The sequence below is a fragment of the Halomonas sp. HMF6819 genome (assembly GCF_044335525.1).
Taxonomy (GTDB): Bacteria; Pseudomonadota; Gammaproteobacteria; order Pseudomonadales; family Halomonadaceae; genus Vreelandella.
Genome location: NZ_JBIQVY010000003.1, coordinates 285,344 through 301,207 on the forward strand (window position 1 = coordinate 285,344; position 15,864 = coordinate 301,207).

15 protein-coding genes are annotated in these 15,864 nt (G+C 63.7%); 9 read left to right on the forward strand and 6 right to left on the reverse strand.

The features are described 5' to 3' along the window. Positions 1-10: 10 nt before the first annotated feature. On the forward strand, positions 11-1,324 hold the full coding sequence (locus ACGLWX_RS11390) for a c-type cytochrome (RefSeq protein WP_396239796.1): 1,314 nt from the start codon (positions 11-13) through the stop codon (positions 1,322-1,324). Between the two features lie 139 nt (positions 1,325-1,463). Here the strand turns inward: ACGLWX_RS11390 and ACGLWX_RS11395 are convergent, their stop codons facing one another. The 5 genes from ACGLWX_RS11395 to hemC form a co-directional block, all read right to left on the reverse strand. Further along, on the reverse strand, positions 1,464-1,883 hold the full coding sequence (locus ACGLWX_RS11395; RefSeq protein WP_396239798.1) for a hypothetical protein: 420 nt from the start codon (positions 1,881-1,883) through the stop codon (positions 1,464-1,466). Between the two features lie 302 nt (positions 1,884-2,185). Further along, positions 2,186-3,445 (reverse strand): heme biosynthesis HemY N-terminal domain-containing protein, encoded by a 1,260-nt coding sequence (locus ACGLWX_RS11400; protein ID WP_252108119.1) that lies wholly within the window; start codon positions 3,443-3,445, stop codon positions 2,186-2,188. Next, entirely contained in the window at positions 3,442-4,917 is a 1,476-nt protein-coding gene (locus ACGLWX_RS11405) for a uroporphyrinogen-III C-methyltransferase (protein ID WP_396239800.1), read from the reverse strand. The genes ACGLWX_RS11400 and ACGLWX_RS11405 overlap by 4 nt, the downstream gene beginning before the upstream one ends. Before the next feature lie 25 nt (positions 4,918-4,942). Next, positions 4,943-5,713: a uroporphyrinogen-III synthase gene (locus tag ACGLWX_RS11410; protein WP_396240049.1), complete on the reverse strand. Its 771-nt coding sequence runs from the start codon at positions 5,711-5,713 to the stop codon at positions 4,943-4,945. A 37-nt stretch (positions 5,714-5,750) separates the two neighbouring features. After that, the gene (hemC, locus tag ACGLWX_RS11415; protein ID WP_252108121.1) at positions 5,751-6,695 is read right to left on the reverse strand and encodes a hydroxymethylbilane synthase; all 945 of its coding nucleotides are present in this window, start codon (positions 6,693-6,695) and stop codon (positions 5,751-5,753) included. Between the two features lie 152 nt (positions 6,696-6,847). Between hemC and ACGLWX_RS11420 the strand changes: the two genes are divergently transcribed. The 8 genes from ACGLWX_RS11420 (at position 6,848) to ACGLWX_RS11455 (ending at position 15,046) form a co-directional block, all read left to right on the forward strand. Next, positions 6,848-8,923, forward strand: a complete 2,076-nt coding sequence (locus ACGLWX_RS11420) for a putative bifunctional diguanylate cyclase/phosphodiesterase (RefSeq protein ID WP_396239802.1) — start codon at positions 6,848-6,850, stop codon at positions 8,921-8,923. A 116-nt stretch (positions 8,924-9,039) separates the two neighbouring features. Next, positions 9,040-10,443 (forward strand): argininosuccinate lyase, encoded by a 1,404-nt coding sequence (gene argH, locus ACGLWX_RS11425; protein WP_396239804.1) that lies wholly within the window; start codon positions 9,040-9,042, stop codon positions 10,441-10,443. Further along, positions 10,440-10,553, forward strand: coding sequence for a lipoprotein (locus tag ACGLWX_RS11430; RefSeq protein ID WP_252108124.1), 114 nt, complete (start codon positions 10,440-10,442; stop codon positions 10,551-10,553). Before argH ends, ACGLWX_RS11430 begins: the two co-directional genes overlap by 4 nt. Beyond that, the gene (lysA, locus tag ACGLWX_RS11435) at positions 10,553-11,824 is read left to right on the forward strand and encodes a diaminopimelate decarboxylase (RefSeq protein ID WP_396239806.1); all 1,272 of its coding nucleotides are present in this window, start codon (positions 10,553-10,555) and stop codon (positions 11,822-11,824) included. The genes ACGLWX_RS11430 and lysA overlap by 1 nt, the downstream gene beginning before the upstream one ends. Next, on the forward strand, positions 11,824-12,657 hold the full coding sequence (gene dapF / locus ACGLWX_RS11440) for a diaminopimelate epimerase (protein ID WP_396239808.1): 834 nt from the start codon (positions 11,824-11,826) through the stop codon (positions 12,655-12,657). The genes lysA and dapF overlap by 1 nt, the downstream gene beginning before the upstream one ends. A 16-nt stretch (positions 12,658-12,673) precedes the next feature. Beyond that, positions 12,674-13,384, forward strand: a complete 711-nt coding sequence (locus ACGLWX_RS11445) for a DUF484 family protein (protein WP_396239810.1) — start codon at positions 12,674-12,676, stop codon at positions 13,382-13,384. Positions 13,385-13,403: 19 nt separating this feature from the next. Next, positions 13,404-14,297, forward strand: coding sequence for a tyrosine recombinase XerC (locus ACGLWX_RS11450; RefSeq protein ID WP_396240051.1), 894 nt, complete (start codon positions 13,404-13,406; stop codon positions 14,295-14,297). Beyond that, positions 14,294-15,046, forward strand: coding sequence for an HAD family hydrolase (locus tag ACGLWX_RS11455; protein ID WP_396239812.1), 753 nt, complete (start codon positions 14,294-14,296; stop codon positions 15,044-15,046). The genes ACGLWX_RS11450 and ACGLWX_RS11455 overlap by 4 nt, the downstream gene beginning before the upstream one ends. Positions 15,047-15,073: 27 nt before the next feature. Here ACGLWX_RS11455 and yihA read toward each other — a convergent pair whose 3' ends face one another. Then, entirely contained in the window at positions 15,074-15,712 is a 639-nt protein-coding gene (gene yihA / locus ACGLWX_RS11460) for a ribosome biogenesis GTP-binding protein YihA/YsxC (RefSeq protein ID WP_396239814.1), read from the reverse strand. Positions 15,713-15,864 lie beyond the last annotated feature (152 nt).

Below are 15,864 nucleotides of genomic sequence, written 5' to 3' on the forward strand. Positions count from 1 at the left end.
GAGAGCGACCATGAAGCACACCGTAAAATGGCGCCAGGGGCTGGTCGGCGTTGGCCTTTTGAGCGTTACTACCGCAAGCCTTGCGTTCGATGACGAAGTGATCAGCCGCGGCGAGTATCTGGCCCGCGCCGGCGACTGCGTGGCGTGTCACACCGCCCCCGGCGGCGAGCCCTTCGCCGGCGGTTTGGCCGTGGAGAGCCCCTTTGGGGCTATTTACTCGACCAACATCACGCCAGACTCGGAAACCGGTATCGGTGACTACAGCCGCGACGAGTTCGCCGCCGCGCTCCGCGAGGGCGAGCGCGCCGATGGCAAGCACCTTTATCCGGCCATGCCGTACCCTTCCTATTCGCTGATCACCGATGAGGATATCGACGCGCTCTACGCCTACTTCATGGAAGGCGTGGCACCGGTCGAGAATACCCCAGAGCGCACGGATCTGAGCTTTCCGTTCAACCAGCGCTGGGGCATCGGGCTTTGGGACTGGCTGTTCACCAACGACGAGACGTTCTCGCCGGACCCCGAGCGCAGCGACGAGGAGAACCGCGGCGCCTATCTGGTTCAGGGGCTTGGCCACTGCGGCAGTTGCCACACCGAGCGCGGGCTCTTCTTCCAGGAGAAGGCGCTGGACGACAGCGACGACGCGTTCCTTTCCGGCGAGGTGCTGGAGGGCTGGTACGCGCCGAGCCTGCGCGGCAGCGGCGACGGCGGCAGCGCCATCGAGCGCTGGGACGATCAGGCTATCGTCGATTATCTGGCCACCGGCCGTAACGACGAAAGCGCCGTGGCCGGCGAGATGACGTCGGTGGTGGCGCACAGCACCTCGCACCTCAATGACAGCGATTTGCAGGCGATCGCCGCCTATCTGAACTCGCTGGGAAGCCAGGGCGACCGGCCCCGGATCACCGATACTCAGGTCGGTGAAACCGACGCCATGCTTACGCGGGCGGACGTGGAAAACGATCTCGGCGCGCGGCTCTACCTGGACAACTGCAACGCCTGCCACTTCTCCAACGGCCGCGGCGCCTCCCAGGTGTTTCCGAGCCTGTCGGGAAGCTCGATGGTCAACGCCGACGACCCGACCGGCATGATCCGGGTGATCCTGGCCGGGGCCAAGCTGCCCTCGACCGAGCAGCGCCCGGAAGCGCTGGCCATGCCGGACTTCGCTTGGCGCTTGTCCGACGACGAGGTCGCAAAGCTTGCTACCTTCGTGCGAGGTGCCTGGGGCAACGATGCTGGAGAGGTCAGTGCCAGCGCCGTGGCGGACGTGCGCGACGAGCTGCCGGACGATCGCGTGACCAGCGCGCCGGTCATCGACGACTGACCGGTTTTACCAAGTCATGAAAAGCAAGTCATGAAAAGTAAGCCATGAAAAAGGTGCCCCGTGGGGCACCCTGATCAACGCAAAACCCCACCGATTGGTGGGGTTTTTTGTAACTGAAAACAGTACTTACAAACAGTGCTTACAGGGTGCGCTGAGTGTCGGCGTCCATGGTCTGCTCGCCGGTGGCACCGTTACGCGCCTGCAGCAGGTCCTTGGACAGCGTGGCGTCGTGGCTCTGCTTGACGCTGGTCGCGCTGGTGGCATCCAGGTCGGCGTTGATGGTCTGCTCACCGGTCGCGCCGTTGCGGGCGTGCAGCTGGTCAAGCGAGATCGCGTGGCTGGTGTTGGCGGTGTGAGAGTCGGCGCTGGTGATCGGCAAGCCCATACCGCTGTTCTTGGCAATTACCTGCTCGATGGATGCATTGCGAGACTCGATCTGAGAAACGCTCGAGCTGTTCGGCTGATCGACGCTATTAAGCGTGGCGGAGCCGCGCTCGGCGAAGGCAGAACCGGAAACGAGGGCAAGGGCGATAGCGGCGGTGGCGGTCAGTTTTTTCATGGTGGCGTACCTAATTAATCGATTTGAATGTTTTTTTAGGGCTTGTTGGGCGAGAGCGCCTCAAACCATGCAGGCATCTTAGTATCGAAAAATTAGTAAAAAAAGCGCTTAAAATTCGCTAGACCATTCGATTTGTTTAAATATAAGTGCGACAAGTGCTGTACATTTGTTTGATCAAGTAGAGTTATAGAGGTTATTTGATGCTAAAAACATCGAACGCCGTCGATTTAGACCAAAGTCGTAGAAAAGAGAAGGGCGCCCGAAGGCGCCCTGTCATTGGGTGACAATCGCAAGGCAATAGGTCAACGGCGTTTTTTTCCACCCTTTTGCGGGCCGTCGCTGTCGCTTGCATCGCTTGGCTGGGGCAGGGAGGGCAGTGACTGCGCCATCATTTCCACGCTTTGGCGGTAGTAGAGCTGGCTCTTGTTGTGCTCGCCAAGGCTTGCGTAAAGACGCGCAAGCTCGGCGCACACTTCGCCGCTCGGGCGCTGGCGCTGGCTGGCCTCGAAGTACTCGAGCGCCTTTTCCCATTGGCCGGTACGCAGCGACAGGCGCCCGCAAGCCAGCAGCAGTTCCGGGTCGTTGGGGCGCTCCTGCAGCCATTTTTCCGCGCGGGCGAGCTGGCGCGCCGCGTCGACGCCCAGAAGCCCGAAACGCTTGACCAGCCGCGCGTCCCAGTGGGTATCCAGCGACTGGCTCAAAAGCCGCTCGGCGATCGCCTCTTCATTGGCCTGCAGCAGCGCCTCGACGTAGAGCACGATCAGCTCGGTATTGCCGCGCAGATAGTCCGGCATGTCCGCCCATAGCCCGCGCACCCGCTCGATGTTGGCCGGGTTGGCGGCTTCGAACAGAATCAGCTCACGGTAAGCCTTGAACTCGAGCTGCTCGCGCTCCTGCTGGGTGATCAGCTTTTTGGCCACCAGCCGCGGGACCAGATGGCGAAGCCCCTCCCAGTCGCTGACGCTGAGATAGACCTGCTTCAACAGCTTCAGGACCTGCGGGTGGTTGGGCAGCTTCTGGTCGAGACGGTTGAGAATCGCCAGCGCCTCTTCCGGCTGCTGACGATCGATCATCAGCTGCGCCTGCATCAGGCCTACCGCGGTATCGGCGCCGTCGGTGGAGAGCTGGGCCTGGTTCAGATGCTCCTGGGAACGCTCGTGATGGCCCTGGTAGTGAGCCGCCAGCGCCGCCGACAGATAGTTGACCATCGGCGTGCTGGAGTCGTCCGCCGCGCCTGCCAGCGTGCGCTCGGCGCGCTTAAAGCGGCCTTCGGTCAGCGCGACCAGTCCGCGCACCGTGCGCTTCATGGCGCGGCGATTGCGCGCCCGGGCGTTCCAGGTGCGATAGCGGCCCACCGGGCGAATGATGCCAGAAAGAAGGCGCAGCACGAAGTGCACCACGATGAAAGCGCCGAGCAGCAGCACCAAACCGAACCAGAACGAGGTTTGAACCGAGGTGTCGCCGACGCGAATCAGCCAGTAGCCCGGCACCGACATCATCAGGTGGCCGAACAAAGCGCCGACGGCGAGGCCGGCGACGATTAACAGCAGCAGTTTTCTCATTCGTCACCTCCGCCCTGGCGACGCGCCTGGAAGCGATTGTCGATGAAGTCGGCCATGGCCTGCTGCGAACCGCTGATATCCGGAAGCTCCGGCTCGACCTGGTTTTGTTTGATCTCTTCCAGGCGCGCGATCACGCTCTGCGTCTCGTCGCGCTCGGTGTCGTAGTAGCGGTTGAGCAGATCCAGCGCCTTGTCGAGGCTCGCCTCGAATAGCGGCTGCTCTTCTCTAAGCAGAGCGAGCTGGGCCTGTTCGAGAATCAGGCGCAGGCTCTGGCGCAGGTAGGACTCCTGCTCCGGGGTGATCAACGCCTCCAGCGCCTCATCGTGATGGCGCACCACGACCAGATCGCGCAGCTCGGCGCCGAATTTCGCCAGCTGGCGCTCGAAGGAGCCGCTCGGCGGCTGCTCCATGCCTTCGCTGATTGCCCGCTCTTCGATCTCTTGTGACAGGCGAAGCCCCGCAATCTGCTCTTGCTGAGCGTTCAGCGCCAGGTAGATGCCGGTGCGGTCGACCCGGGGAACGGCGTCAAGGGCAGCAAGTTCATTGGCGATTTCGCGGCGAATCGGCGTCAGCGCCGGGTTATCGGCATCGACCAGGCGGGCGTCGGCGGTGCGCAAAAGGGCAGAAGCGCCTTCGACGTCGCCTTCGAGCTGCAGGCGCTGGTTGGCCAAGCGCAGAAGGTAGGCGGCTTCGGCGTGGAGCCAGTCGCGCTCGTCAGTGTCCTGGGCCTGGGAGAGCTGATCGAGCACGTCAGACACGGTCTCGTCGACGCGCGACTGAACGCTTTCGAGCTCGCCTCGCAGCTCGCTTACGGTGCTGTCGAGCGTCTCGTTACGCTCGGTCTCGCCGCTTTCGATGCGCGACTGAAGGTCGTCGAGATTTTGCTGAGTAGCGCTCGACTGGGTCTGCTGGGCGAGCTCATCGATGCGCGCCTGCTGGGCGTCCGTGCGCTGCCAAAGCTGCCAAGCGATCACGCCGAGTATCAGGGCGACGATCACGACCAGCACGATCGCGACCGCACCGCCCTTGCCACCGCCGGAAGAGGGCGGGGGCGTGTTTGGAGCGGGCGTTTTGGGCGGCGGCGTCGTGGCGCTGGGCTTACTACTGGAGGCAGCGGACTTGTTTGATGTGCTGGCGGCGGATGCTTTGTTCGGGCTGGTGCTTGCGCTATCAGCGCTGGCGTTAGCACCGTTGTCAGTACTGGTATGGGGGCTGGTAGTAGCACCGGCGTCAGTACGGGCATTCGTATCAGCGCCGGTTTTGGCCGGCTGGCTATTACTGCCGTCCTTGTTGCGTCGGCGCGACCGACTGTTCTTCGCCGCGTATGCCTCGGCGTTTTTATCCGCCGCTGGGGTCGAAGGCGAAACGCTCGATGTCGCATCGCTCGGGGGCGTGTCGCTTGCTACCTGGCGGGAGGCGGCATCATCAGGCGTCTTGTTGTCGCCCTGTTGATCAAATGGTTGTTTGCTCATCTGTCGTTAGCCCTTGTTAAGTTCTTTAATCGACATCGGCATCTCCGGGGGAGCTGAGCGCGTTCAACGCCGCTGCCAGCGCGGCCGTCGATGCGCCTGACGCCACCTTGAGGTCGCAAAAACCCAGCGTGCCGGCCAAGGCGGCCAAACGGCGGCTGGAAACGATTAGGGGTTGTTTCAACGCTGCTTGATGGCACCAGTTTGACAGATATTCAAGCAGTTCGCCGCTGGTCACGATCAATGCATGAAAACTGCCCTCGGCCAGACGCCGCTGCAACTCTGGACCGGGCGCGCGATAAACGCGTCGATAGGTCGCCACACGGGTCACGGCGGCGCCGCGCGCGGTGAGCGTCTCGGCTAAAAGCGTTCGCCCACCTTCACCGGCCACTATCAGCACGCGCTGATGCGTAAGGCCTGAAAGCGAATCAAGCGCCAATAGCGCTTCGCTGGTGTCCTCGCCGGCGCTTATCGGGGCGCGCTCTACGCGGACGTCGAGCGCGCCTTCGAGCGCGCCTGCAGTGCCCGCGCCCGGCGCGTAGAACTCGATCCCCACCGGCAGCTGCGGCCAGTAGCGGTCGATTGCCTCGATCAGCTGCAAAGCGGCGAAGGGGCTCGTGACCACGATTTTATGAAAGCGGTCGAGATCGAGCCAGACGCTTCTGAGCGCGGCGTCCTCCTCGAGCGTCTCCAGCGCCATGACCTCGAGCGGCTCGACCCAGGCGCCGTCGGCGGCCAGCGCCGAGGCCAAGGCCTCGCCACGCTCGCCGGGGCGGCCGATCAACACCGGCGCGGCCATTGGTGGGGTCGTGGTCGCCTTCATGGACAGCGCGTGTTCATACGTTGTCGCCGTACACCTCGGCGAGAATATCGCCGGCGCCCTGGTCGAGCAGGTCCTCGGCCACGCGAATGCCCAGCGCTTCGGGCTCGTGGATCGAGCCGCGGCCCTCGGCGCGCAGCACCTCGGTCCCTTCCGGGTTGCCCACCAGCCCACGCAGCCAGATGGTTTCGTTGGCCTTGTCGAGTACTGCGTGGCCGGCGATCGGAACCTGGCAGCCGCCTTCCAAGCGGGTGTTCATGGCGCGTTCGGCGCGCACGCGGGTGGCGGTGTCGTTGTCATCGAGCGGGGCGAGCAGCGCGATCAGCTCCGGGTCGTGCAGCCGGCACTCGATGCCAAGCGCGCCCTGACCGCAAGCGGGCAGGCAGATCTCCGGCGGCAGCTCTTGGGCGATGCGCGCGGCAAGCCCTAGCCGCTTGAGCCCGGAGGTCGCGAGTATAATGGCGTCGAACTCGTCGTCGTCGAGCTTTGCCAGGCGCGTTTGAACGTTGCCGCGCAGGTTCAGAATCTCGAGATCCGGGCGCGCCTCGCGTAGCTGCAGGCCCCGGCGCAGGCTCGCGGTGCCGATACGCGCACCTTCCGGCAGCTCATCGACGCTTTGAAAACGGTTGGAGACGAAGGCGTCGGTAGGCTCGGCGCCTTCCAGAATGACGGAAAGCCCGAGGCCTTCGGGAAAGTGCATTGGCACGTCTTTCATCGAGTGCACGGCGATATCGGCGCGGCCGTCGAGCATTGCCTCCTCGAGTTCCTTGACGAACAATCCCTTGCCGCCGATTTTGGAAAGCGGGGTATCGATGATCTTGTCGCCTTTGGTGGACAGGGCGACCAGCTCGACTTCCAGGCCGCTGTGCGCCGCCATTAGGCGCTCGCGGACGTGCTCTGCTTGCCACAACGCCAGCTGGCTTTTGCGCGTGGCAATGCGTAATTTGGTGATGGATGACACGTTATTCTCCCTTTGCCGCAGACACGGCGTGTCGAACTATGATAAATCTCATCATAAAGCACGCGCTTACGCAGTAAAAACGCTTGCGCCGTAAAATCGATCACTCTTGATTGGCCGACGCTAAATTCTATTGTTACGTGCAGGTAATGCCCATGTCCTCTGCCGATCAACAAGGTGAGCTGGATCAATTTTTTCTGCTCTCGCAGGATATGCTTTGTTGCATCGATTTCCGAGGGACACTGCTCAATGTTAACCCGGCCTTCGAGCATCTGCTGGGCCGCCGCGCCGAAGAAGTCATCGGCCGCCCGTGCGGGGTGATCGTCGAGCCCGACGACCATCCCATTATAGAGAGCGCGCTTGCGCGCATACACCGGGGCGAGCAGGTCGACCCCTTTGACGTGCGCGCCAAAAGTCAGACCAGCGCGCTCACTTGGCTGGAGGTGAGCGCCTTCGCCGACGGCGAAGTGATCTACGTGATCGCCCGCGATATCACCGAGCGCAAGACCTCCGAGCAGAAGCTGATGCTATTGGAGCGCAGCGTAGAGTCGAGTACCAATGGTGTCGTCATCGTCGATGCGCTAGCTGACGATTTGCCCATGGTGTACGTCAACAAGGCCTTCGAGACCATCACCGGTTACGCCCGCAATGACGCGCTGGGACTCAATTGCCGCATTCTGCAGGGCGACGAAACCGACGCCTCGACCGTCAAGCAACTGCGCCGAGGCATACGCGAACAGCGCGATGTGCACGTGATGCTGCGCAACTATCGTCAGGATGGAACGTCTTTTTGGAACGATTTGTACGTCTCGCCGGTGCGCGACGAGCAAGGGCGAGTCACTCATTTCATTGGCGTGCAAAACGACGTTACCGCCCAACGCGAGTACCAGGCGCAGCTCAGGCATAACGCCAACCACGATGCCCTGACCGGCCTGCCCAATCGCCAGCTCTTGAACCAACGCTTGTCCCAGGGGGGCGTGTTGGCCAAGCGCTATCGTCGCCACGTGGCGGTGCTGTTCATCGACTTGGACGACTTCAAGCCAATCAACGATTCGCTGGGTCACGACGTTGGCGATTTTATCCTGATCAGCGTTGCCCGGCGCCTCGAGGAGGAGCTGCGACCCTGGGATACCGTGGCGCGTATTGGCGGTGACGAGTTCATCGTGCTGCTGCCGGATTTGGCGATGGAGCAGGATGTGATCCAGGTGGTGGAGCGTTTGCTCAAGCGGATTGCCGAACCCTACTGGTATCAAGACAAGGCGCTTCACATCACCGCCAGTATCGGTATCGGCACTGACAACGGCAGTATGGCCAAGACCCAAGCGCTGGTGCAGCAGGCGGATCTGGCCATGTACAAGGCCAAGCGTCGCGGACGCAATACCTACCAATGGTACACCGAAGAGCTCAACCATCGGGTGAGCGAGCGGGTGAGCCTGCGCCACGCGCTGCAAACGGCCATCGAACAGGAACAGTTCGAGCTTCACTATCAGCCGCAGATCGACGGTGCGAGCGGCGAGGTGGTTGGAGTCGAGGCGCTCATTCGCTGGCACCACCCAGAGTGCGGCCCGGTCTCGCCGGCGGATTTCATCGGCATGTCGGAAGAGACCGGCCAGATCATCCCCATCAGCGAGTGGGTGCTGAGCCAAGCGTGTCGCGATGCGGTGCGCATCAACGACGGCGCCCAGCGCCCGATCGTCATGGCGGTCAATATTTCGCCCACCCAGTTTCAGCGCCCGGGCTTTGTCGCCTCGATCGAGCGCGTGCTTAAGCACAGCGGGCTGGCCCCGGCGCTTTTGGAGATCGAGATCACTGAAGGCGTGCTGATGGAGAGTCTGGAGAGCGCCATCGAGGCGCTCAAGAAGCTGAGCGCTTTAGGAGTGAATATCGCACTGGACGATTTCGGCACCGGCTTTTCCAGCCTGAGCTACCTAAAGCGCCTGCCGATCAACCGGCTCAAGATCGACCGCTCGTTCATTCGCGACGTCACCCACGACGAGCACGATGCAGCGATCGTGGAAGGGGTGATCACCATGTCCTTGAAGCTGGGGCTCGAGGTGCTGGTCGAAGGCGTCGAAACCGCCGAGCAGTTTCGCTATCTGCATCAGCGTCACTCCACCTTCATGCAGGGCTACTACTTCGCTATGCCCATGCCGCTTGCCGAGCTTGGCGATTATCTGGCGGGGTTTAACTGGTCAAAGGCGCTTCAAGAGGCGGGCGTCGATTCGACCTGAGCGGGCGCGCAAAACCGCGTGCCGCGAACCGGGTCGACTCTGGTACACTCTGGGGCAATGATTCCCTTATGTTGTCACCCTTGTTGCCACCTTCGTTTTGTCAGTAGGAATTCTTGATGAGCCAAGCTACGAATCAGTCCTGGGGCGGACGCTTTAGCGAGCCCACCGACGCCTTTGTTGCCCGCTTTACCGCCTCCGTGAGCTTCGATCAGCGCCTGGCCGCTCAGGACATCCAGGGCTCGATCGCCCACGCTACGATGCTGGCACGCGTCGGCGTGCTGAGCGATGAGGAGCGCGATGCCATCATCGACGGCCTGACCGAAATTCAGGGCGAGATCACACGCGGCGAGTTCGAGTGGTCGGTACCGCTTGAAGACGTGCACATGAACATCGAAGCGCGGCTGACGCAAAAGATCGGCATCACCGGCAAGAAGCTGCACACCGGACGCTCGCGCAACGACCAGATCGCCACCGATATTCGGCTTTTCATGCGCGATGCCATCGACTCGATCGACGCGGAGCTAACGCGGCTGCGTGAAGGCATGATTGGCCTCGCCGAGCGCGAAGCGGACACCATCATGCCGGGCTTCACCCACCTGCAGACCGCCCAGCCGGTCACCTTTGGCCACCACCTGTTGGCCTGGCAGGAGATGCTCGCCCGTGACCACGAGCGCCTTTTTGATACCCGCAAGCGCGTCAACGTCATGCCCTTGGGCGCAGCGGCGCTGGCCGGCACTACCTACCCGATCGACCGCCACGTCACCGCGGAGCTGCTGGGCTTTTCCCTCCCGGCGGAGAACTCGCTGGACGCGGTCTCGGATCGCGATTTCGCCATCGAATTTGCAAGCTTCGCCAGCATTTTGTTGATGCACCTGTCGCGCATGAGCGAGGAGTTGGTGCTTTGGACCAGCGCCCAGTTCGATTTCATCGACTTGCCGGATCGTTTCTGCACCGGCTCGTCGATCATGCCGCAGAAGAAGAACCCGGACGTGCCGGAGCTCGTTCGCGGCAAGACCGGCCGCGTGTACGGTCATCTGATGAGCCTGCTCACGCTGATGAAATCGCAGCCGCTGGCCTACAACAAGGACAACCAGGAGGACAAGGAGCCCTTGTTCGACACCGTCGATACGGTGCTGGATTGCCTCAAGGCCTTCGCCGACATGGTGCCCGCCATCGAGCCGAAAAAAGAGAGCATGTTCGAGGCGGCGCGGCGCGGTTTCTCCACGGCGACGGATCTGGCGGATTACCTGGTGCGCAAGGGCGTGGCCTTCCGCGACGCTCACGAGATCGTCGGCCAGTCGGTGGCCTTTGGCCTGAAGGAGAAAAAGGATCTCTCCGAGATGACCCTTGAAGAGCTCCAGCAGTTTTCCGACACCATCGAGGCGGACGTTTTTGACGTGCTGACACTCGAAGGGTCAGTGGCTGCGCGCAACCATATCGGCGGCACCGCGCCGGATCAGGTCCGTGCCGCGGCCAGCCGCGCGCTCGAGGCGCTCAAGGCGCACCGGGAGGCGCAATGAAGGCGCTCGCCCTGATCGCGCTTGTTACACTCCTGCTCGCCGGCTGCGGCCAGAAGGGCCCGCTCTACCTGCCGGATGACAACGCACCAATCGCCGCCGAGGAGTCCTGATGGATCACTTCAACTACCAGGACGGCGTGCTGTTCGCCGAAGAGGTGCCGCTCACGCGCATTGCTGACGACATCGGTACGCCCTGCTACGTCTACTCGAAGGCCACGTTCGAGCGCCACTTTCGCGCCTATACCGAGGCGCTTGGCGGCCACCCGCACTTGATCTGCTACGCGGTGAAGGCCAACTCGAACCTGGCGGTGCTGGGGCTTCTGGCACGCCTTGGCGCGGGCTTCGATATCGTCTCCGTGGGCGAGCTCGAGCGCGTACTCAAAGCCGGCGGCGACCCGAAGAAGGTCGTCTTTTCCGGCGTGGCCAAGCGCGGCGACGAGATGGCGCGAGCGCTCGAGGTCGGCATCAAGTGCTTCAACGTCGAGTCCGCTCCGGAGCTTGAGCGCCTGAACGCCGTGGCCGGTGAGCTCGGCGTCATCGCGCCGGTGTCGCTTCGCGTCAATCCGGACGTGGATGCGGGCACGCATCCCTATATCTCCACCGGGCTCAAGGACAACAAGTTCGGCATCGCCATCGACGATGCGCTCGAAGTCTACACGCTCGCCCGCGATTTACCGCATCTCGCCATCAAGGGGCTCGATTGCCACATCGGCTCGCAGTTGACTGAGACGGCGCCGTTTCTCGATGCCCTCGAGCGGCTGCTGCTGCTCATGGAGCGGCTTCGCGAGCGTGGTATCGAAATCGAACACCTGGATCTCGGCGGCGGGCTTGGCGTGCCGTATCGCGATGAGACCCCGCCGCAGCCCTTCGACTACGCAAGCCAACTGCTGGCGCGGCTGTCGCGCTGGGAAGGCGGTGAGACGCTCACGCTTCTGTTCGAGCCCGGCCGCTCCATCGCCGCCAATGCCGGCGTCATGCTCACCCAGGTCGAGTTTTTGAAACCCGGCGAGACGAAGAACTTCGCCATCGTCGATGCGGCCATGAACGACCTGATCCGCCCGGCGCTCTACCAGGCCTGGCAGGCGATCGTGCGCGTCGATACCCGTGAAAGCCGTGACACTGCCACGTTCGATGTAGTCGGCCCGGTGTGCGAAACCGGCGATTTTCTCGGCAAGGATCGCGAGCTTGCCATCGCCGCGGGTGATCTGCTGGCGGTGCGCTCGGCGGGCGCCTACGGCTACGTGATGGCCTCGAACTACAACAGCCGGCCACGCCCGGCCGAGGTGATGGTCGACGGCGATTGCGTGCACGTGGTGCGCGCCCGGGAAACGCTGGAAAGCCTGTGGGCCGGCGAGACGCTCTTGCCAAACGAGGCGACTTGATGCTGCTTCACTTCACCAAAATGCACGGGCTAGGCAACGATTTCATGGTGATCGATCTGGTCACCCAGCGTGCCCGGCTCACCGACGAGATGATCGCTCAGTTGGCCGACCGGCGCTTTGGCATCGGCTTCGACCAGCTTCTGGTGGTCGAGCCGCCCCGCGACCCGGACATGGACTTTCGCTACCGGATCTTCAACGCCGACGGCAGCGAAGTCGAAAACTGCGGCAATGGCGCGCGCTGCTTTGCGCGCTTCGTGCGCGAGCAGCGCCTGACCCATAAACACGAGATTTGCGTGGAAACCGCCGGCGGCCCGCTCACGCTGCACGTGCAAAGCAACGGTCAGGTGCGGGTCGACATGGGACGGCCGCGCTTCGCCCCGGAGCAGCTTCCGTTCGATGCGCCGGCGGATGCGGTGCTGCACGCCATCGAAGTCGACGGGCAGCGCCTCGAGATTGGCGCGGTGTCGATGGGCAATCCCCACGCGGTGCTCACCGTGGATAGCGTCGAGCGTGCCCCGGTCGAGCGACTGGGCCCGCTTCTGGAGGCGCATCCGCGCTTTCCCCGGCGGGTCAACGTCGGCTTCATGCAGGTGGTGTCGCCAAACGAGATTCGCCTGCGCGTGTTCGAGCGCGGCAGCGGCGAGACGCTCGCCTGCGGTACCGGTGCCTGCGCGGCGGTGGCCAGCGGCATTCGTCAGGGGCTTTTGCAAAGCCCGGTCACGGTACACTTGCCCGGCGGTCAGCTCACCATCGAGTGGCCGAGCGAAGACGCCGCACTGATCATGATTGGCCCGGCCACGCGGGTGTTCGACGGCCGTGTGACGCTCAACTAATCCAAGGAGAACGGCGATGTCGCAAGCTCCCGAGCCGCGCAAGACGCTCGACCCGGACCAGGTCGCGTTTTGGCTGGCCCGCCACCCGGACTTTTTTGTCGGCCGGGAAGGGCTTTTACAGCAGCTCAAGGTGCCCCATCCGAACATCGATGGCGCCACGTCGCTTCTGGAGCGGCTGGTGATGGATCTTCGCCACCGCGCAGAGAGCGCCGAGGGCCGGCTCGAGCATCTGCTGGAAACCGCGCGGCACAACGAGGCGCAGTACCGGCGCCTGCGCGAAACGCTGTTGGTGCTGATCGATGCCGAGGACCGAGACGCCCTCGCTCAGGCGCTGGCGACCCAGCTTAACGAGCGCTTCGACACGCCGGCGATGGCGCTCTGGTGCCCGTCGAGTGTGAGCGACGAGGAACCGGCGCCGCCCCAGCCGCCGCGCCACGTGCTCGATCAGCACGCTACGTCGCGGCTGACGGCGCTGCTAGACGGTCGCACCAGCCGCTGCGCCAAACTCAGCGTCAGCGACTGGAAGCACTTGTTGCCGCATACCAAAGCGCCGCGCAAGGCGGGGTCGTGTGCGATCACCCGGCTCTCCGCCGGCGAGCCGATGGGCTATCTGCTGCTCGCAAGCCCGGATGCTGAGTGCTACCGGGCGAGCATGGATACGCTGTTTACCGAGTATTTGGGCGATATCGTCGCCAGGCTCTTGCAGCGTTTGGGAAGCGGTGGTTAACGACGCCGTGGCCAGCGCGATGTGGGAGGCGATCGACGCCTATCTTGATCGGCTCGCCGAGCGTGCAAGCCCGGCGACCGTGGCGGGCTACCGGCAGGATCTCACCGCCTTCGCCCGCTTCGCCGAGACCCGCGACGTGGTGCTGGCCGCGCGGCTGGATGCGCCGCTTGCCCGCGCTTTTCTCGGTGCCGAGCGTAGCCGTGGGCTTTCGCCGCGAAGCCTGGCGCGGCGGCGCGCCGCGCTTTCGCGCTTTGCCGACGCGCTGGTAAGCCAGGGTACGCTTGCCGACAACCCAGTTCGGCTCGTGCGCACGCCCAAGCAGCCCGGCCACCTGCCCCGGCCGCTGGACGTGGATATCCTTGCCCGGTTTCTGGATACGCCCCACGACGACTCGCCGCTGGCCCGCCGCGACCAGGCCATGCTGGAGCTTTTCTACTCCAGCGGCCTGCGCCTGGCGGAGCTTGCCGCGCTCGATCTAACCAGCCTTCAGGGCGGCTACGTGCGGGTAGTGGGCAAGGGCGGAAAGCCCCGCCAGGTGCCGGTGGGCCGGCGCGCTCGCGCCGCGCTGACGCAGTGGCTGGCGGTGCGCGGTCTTCTGGCCGCTGACGCAGAGCCTGCGCTGTTCGTCGGGCGCCGCGGCGGGCGCCTTGGCCACCGCGCCATCCAAAAGCGCTTGGCGCACCTGTGCGTCGAGCGCGGGTTGGCCGAGCACCTGCATCCGCACCGGCTGCGCCACTCCTTTGCCAGCCACCTTCTGGAGTCGAGCCAGGATCTGCGCGCCGTGCAGGAGCTTTTGGGCCACGCCAATCTCTCGACCACCCAGGTTTACACCCGCCTTGACTGGCAGCATCTGGCCACGAGTTACGATGCCGCCCACCCCCGTGCCAAACGCCGCCCCCGGAGCGACTCATGACCGAACCCGCAGCCGAGCTAAAAGCCATCACTTTCGATCTCGACGACACGCTCTGGGACAACCACGGCGTGATGTTGAAAACCGAGCAGGGCCACTACCAGTGGCTTTTGAGCGCACTCAACGAATGGCGCTCAAAGCGCGGCGAAGCAGCACTTGCGATCGAGCAGGAGGCGGGACTGGCGGACTATCTCGCCAAGCGCCAGGCGCTGGCCAAGGCAACGCCTGCGCGACGGGGCGATTTCACCTGGCTCCGGCTACGCGCGTTGGAGGCCCAGCTCGAAGAGTCAGGGCTTGATCGCAGCGCCGCGATTTTGTGGGCGGCGGCAGCGATGAACGAGTTCCACCGGCTGCGCGTGCAGGTCACGCCGCACCCGGAGGCTTTTGAGCTGCTCGAAGCGCTGGGCCAGCGCTTTCATCTAGCCGCCATCACCAACGGCAATATCCACTTGAGGCGCCAGCCGCTGGCGGCCTATTTTCCCATCGCCGTGGCCGCCGGCGAGCTTTTCACCCCCAAGCCCGACCCAAGCGCGTTTTTGAACGTGCTCGAACGCCTTAACGTGGCGCCGGAGTGCGCCATGCACGTGGGGGATTCCTGGGAAGAGGACGTGCTGCCGGCAAGCAGGCTCGGCATGCACGCGGTGTGGATCGCCGGTGACGCCGACCGGGAGCTGCCCAGCCGCGTCTACCGGCTGAGCCACGTGCGGGAGTTGCCGGCGCTGATCGCGCGGCTGGAGAACGCGCTCGGCTGAGCCGGGCGCGCCGCCTAATGAAAAGCGTTACGCCGGTTCCGGCGCGTCCAGCCAGCGGTCCAGGGTTTGGCACAGCGTCGTCACCCCGTCGCGTTTGAGCGACGAGAAGAGCTGCACCGTGACCAGATCTTCCCACTCGACCAGCCGCGAGCGGACCTTTTGCAGCGCGGCGCTGGCCGGGCCCTTTTTCAGCTTGTCGGCCTTGGTCAGCAGAATGTGCACTGGCATGCCGCGCTGGTCGGCGACGTCGAGCATGGTCAGGTCGAACTCGGTCAGCGGGTGGCGCACGTCCATCAGCAGCACCACGCCCTTTAGGCTAAAGCGTTCCGTCAGATACTCAGAAAGATGGCGCTGCCACTCGAGCTTCACCGACTCCGGCACCTTGGCGTAGCCGTAGCCGGGCAGGTCCACCATGCGCGTGGCCGGGTTGTTCATCAGGCTGAAGAAGTTGATCAGCTGAGTGCGACCGGGAGTGCGCGAGGTGCGCGCCAGCGCCTTTTGCTGGGTCAGCGCGTTGATCGCACTGGATTTTCCCGCGTTCGAGCGCCCGGCAAAGGCCACCTCGGCGCCGGTATCGTCCGGGCAGAGCGAAAGCTTCGGGGCGCTTGTCATGAACTGGGCCGTGGCGTAGTTGAGGCGCGGGCTTTGGCGGTCTTGAGTCGACATGGAAAAAAATCCTGAACGCTTGAGTCATACGTAAAGGCTACCCGGGCGCCCTCTTCGTCGAGTGCAAAGGGTCGAGGGCAAACGGCCCGGCCAAGCGGCGGCCATTTAAGCCGCTGACGGGATTGGTTACACTCGGTGGGGCAGGTAGGCTT

Bases quoted from the DNA above. Each gene is read 5' to 3' on its own strand.
- ACGLWX_RS11390 (WP_396239796.1), top strand. From the start codon at position 11: ATGAAGCACACCGTAAAATGGCGCCAGGGGCTGGTCGGCGTTGGCCTT.
- ACGLWX_RS11395 (WP_396239798.1), bottom strand. From the start codon at position 1,883: ATGAAAAAACTGACCGCCACCGCCGCTATCGCCCTTGCCCTCGTTTCC.
- ACGLWX_RS11400 (WP_252108119.1), bottom strand. From the start codon at position 3,445: ATGAGAAAACTGCTGCTGTTAATCGTCGCCGGCCTCGCCGTCGGCGCT.
- ACGLWX_RS11405 (WP_396239800.1), bottom strand. From the start codon at position 4,917: ATGAGCAAACAACCATTTGATCAACAGGGCGACAACAAGACGCCTGAT.
- ACGLWX_RS11410 (WP_396240049.1), bottom strand. From the start codon at position 5,713: ATGGCCGCGCCGGTGTTGATCGGCCGCCCCGGCGAGCGTGGCGAGGCC.
- ACGLWX_RS11420 (WP_396239802.1), top strand. From the start codon at position 6,848: ATGTCCTCTGCCGATCAACAAGGTGAGCTGGATCAATTTTTTCTGCTC.
- argH (WP_396239804.1), top strand. From the start codon at position 9,040: ATGAGCCAAGCTACGAATCAGTCCTGGGGCGGACGCTTTAGCGAGCCC.
- ACGLWX_RS11430 (WP_252108124.1), top strand. From the start codon at position 10,440: ATGAAGGCGCTCGCCCTGATCGCGCTTGTTACACTCCTGCTCGCCGGC.
- lysA (WP_396239806.1), top strand. From the start codon at position 10,553: ATGGATCACTTCAACTACCAGGACGGCGTGCTGTTCGCCGAAGAGGTG.
- dapF (WP_396239808.1), top strand. From the start codon at position 11,824: ATGCTGCTTCACTTCACCAAAATGCACGGGCTAGGCAACGATTTCATG.
- ACGLWX_RS11445 (WP_396239810.1), top strand. From the start codon at position 12,674: ATGTCGCAAGCTCCCGAGCCGCGCAAGACGCTCGACCCGGACCAGGTC.
- ACGLWX_RS11450 (WP_396240051.1), top strand. From the start codon at position 13,404: ATGTGGGAGGCGATCGACGCCTATCTTGATCGGCTCGCCGAGCGTGCA.
- ACGLWX_RS11455 (WP_396239812.1), top strand. From the start codon at position 14,294: ATGACCGAACCCGCAGCCGAGCTAAAAGCCATCACTTTCGATCTCGAC.
- yihA (WP_396239814.1), bottom strand. From the start codon at position 15,712: ATGTCGACTCAAGACCGCCAAAGCCCGCGCCTCAACTACGCCACGGCC.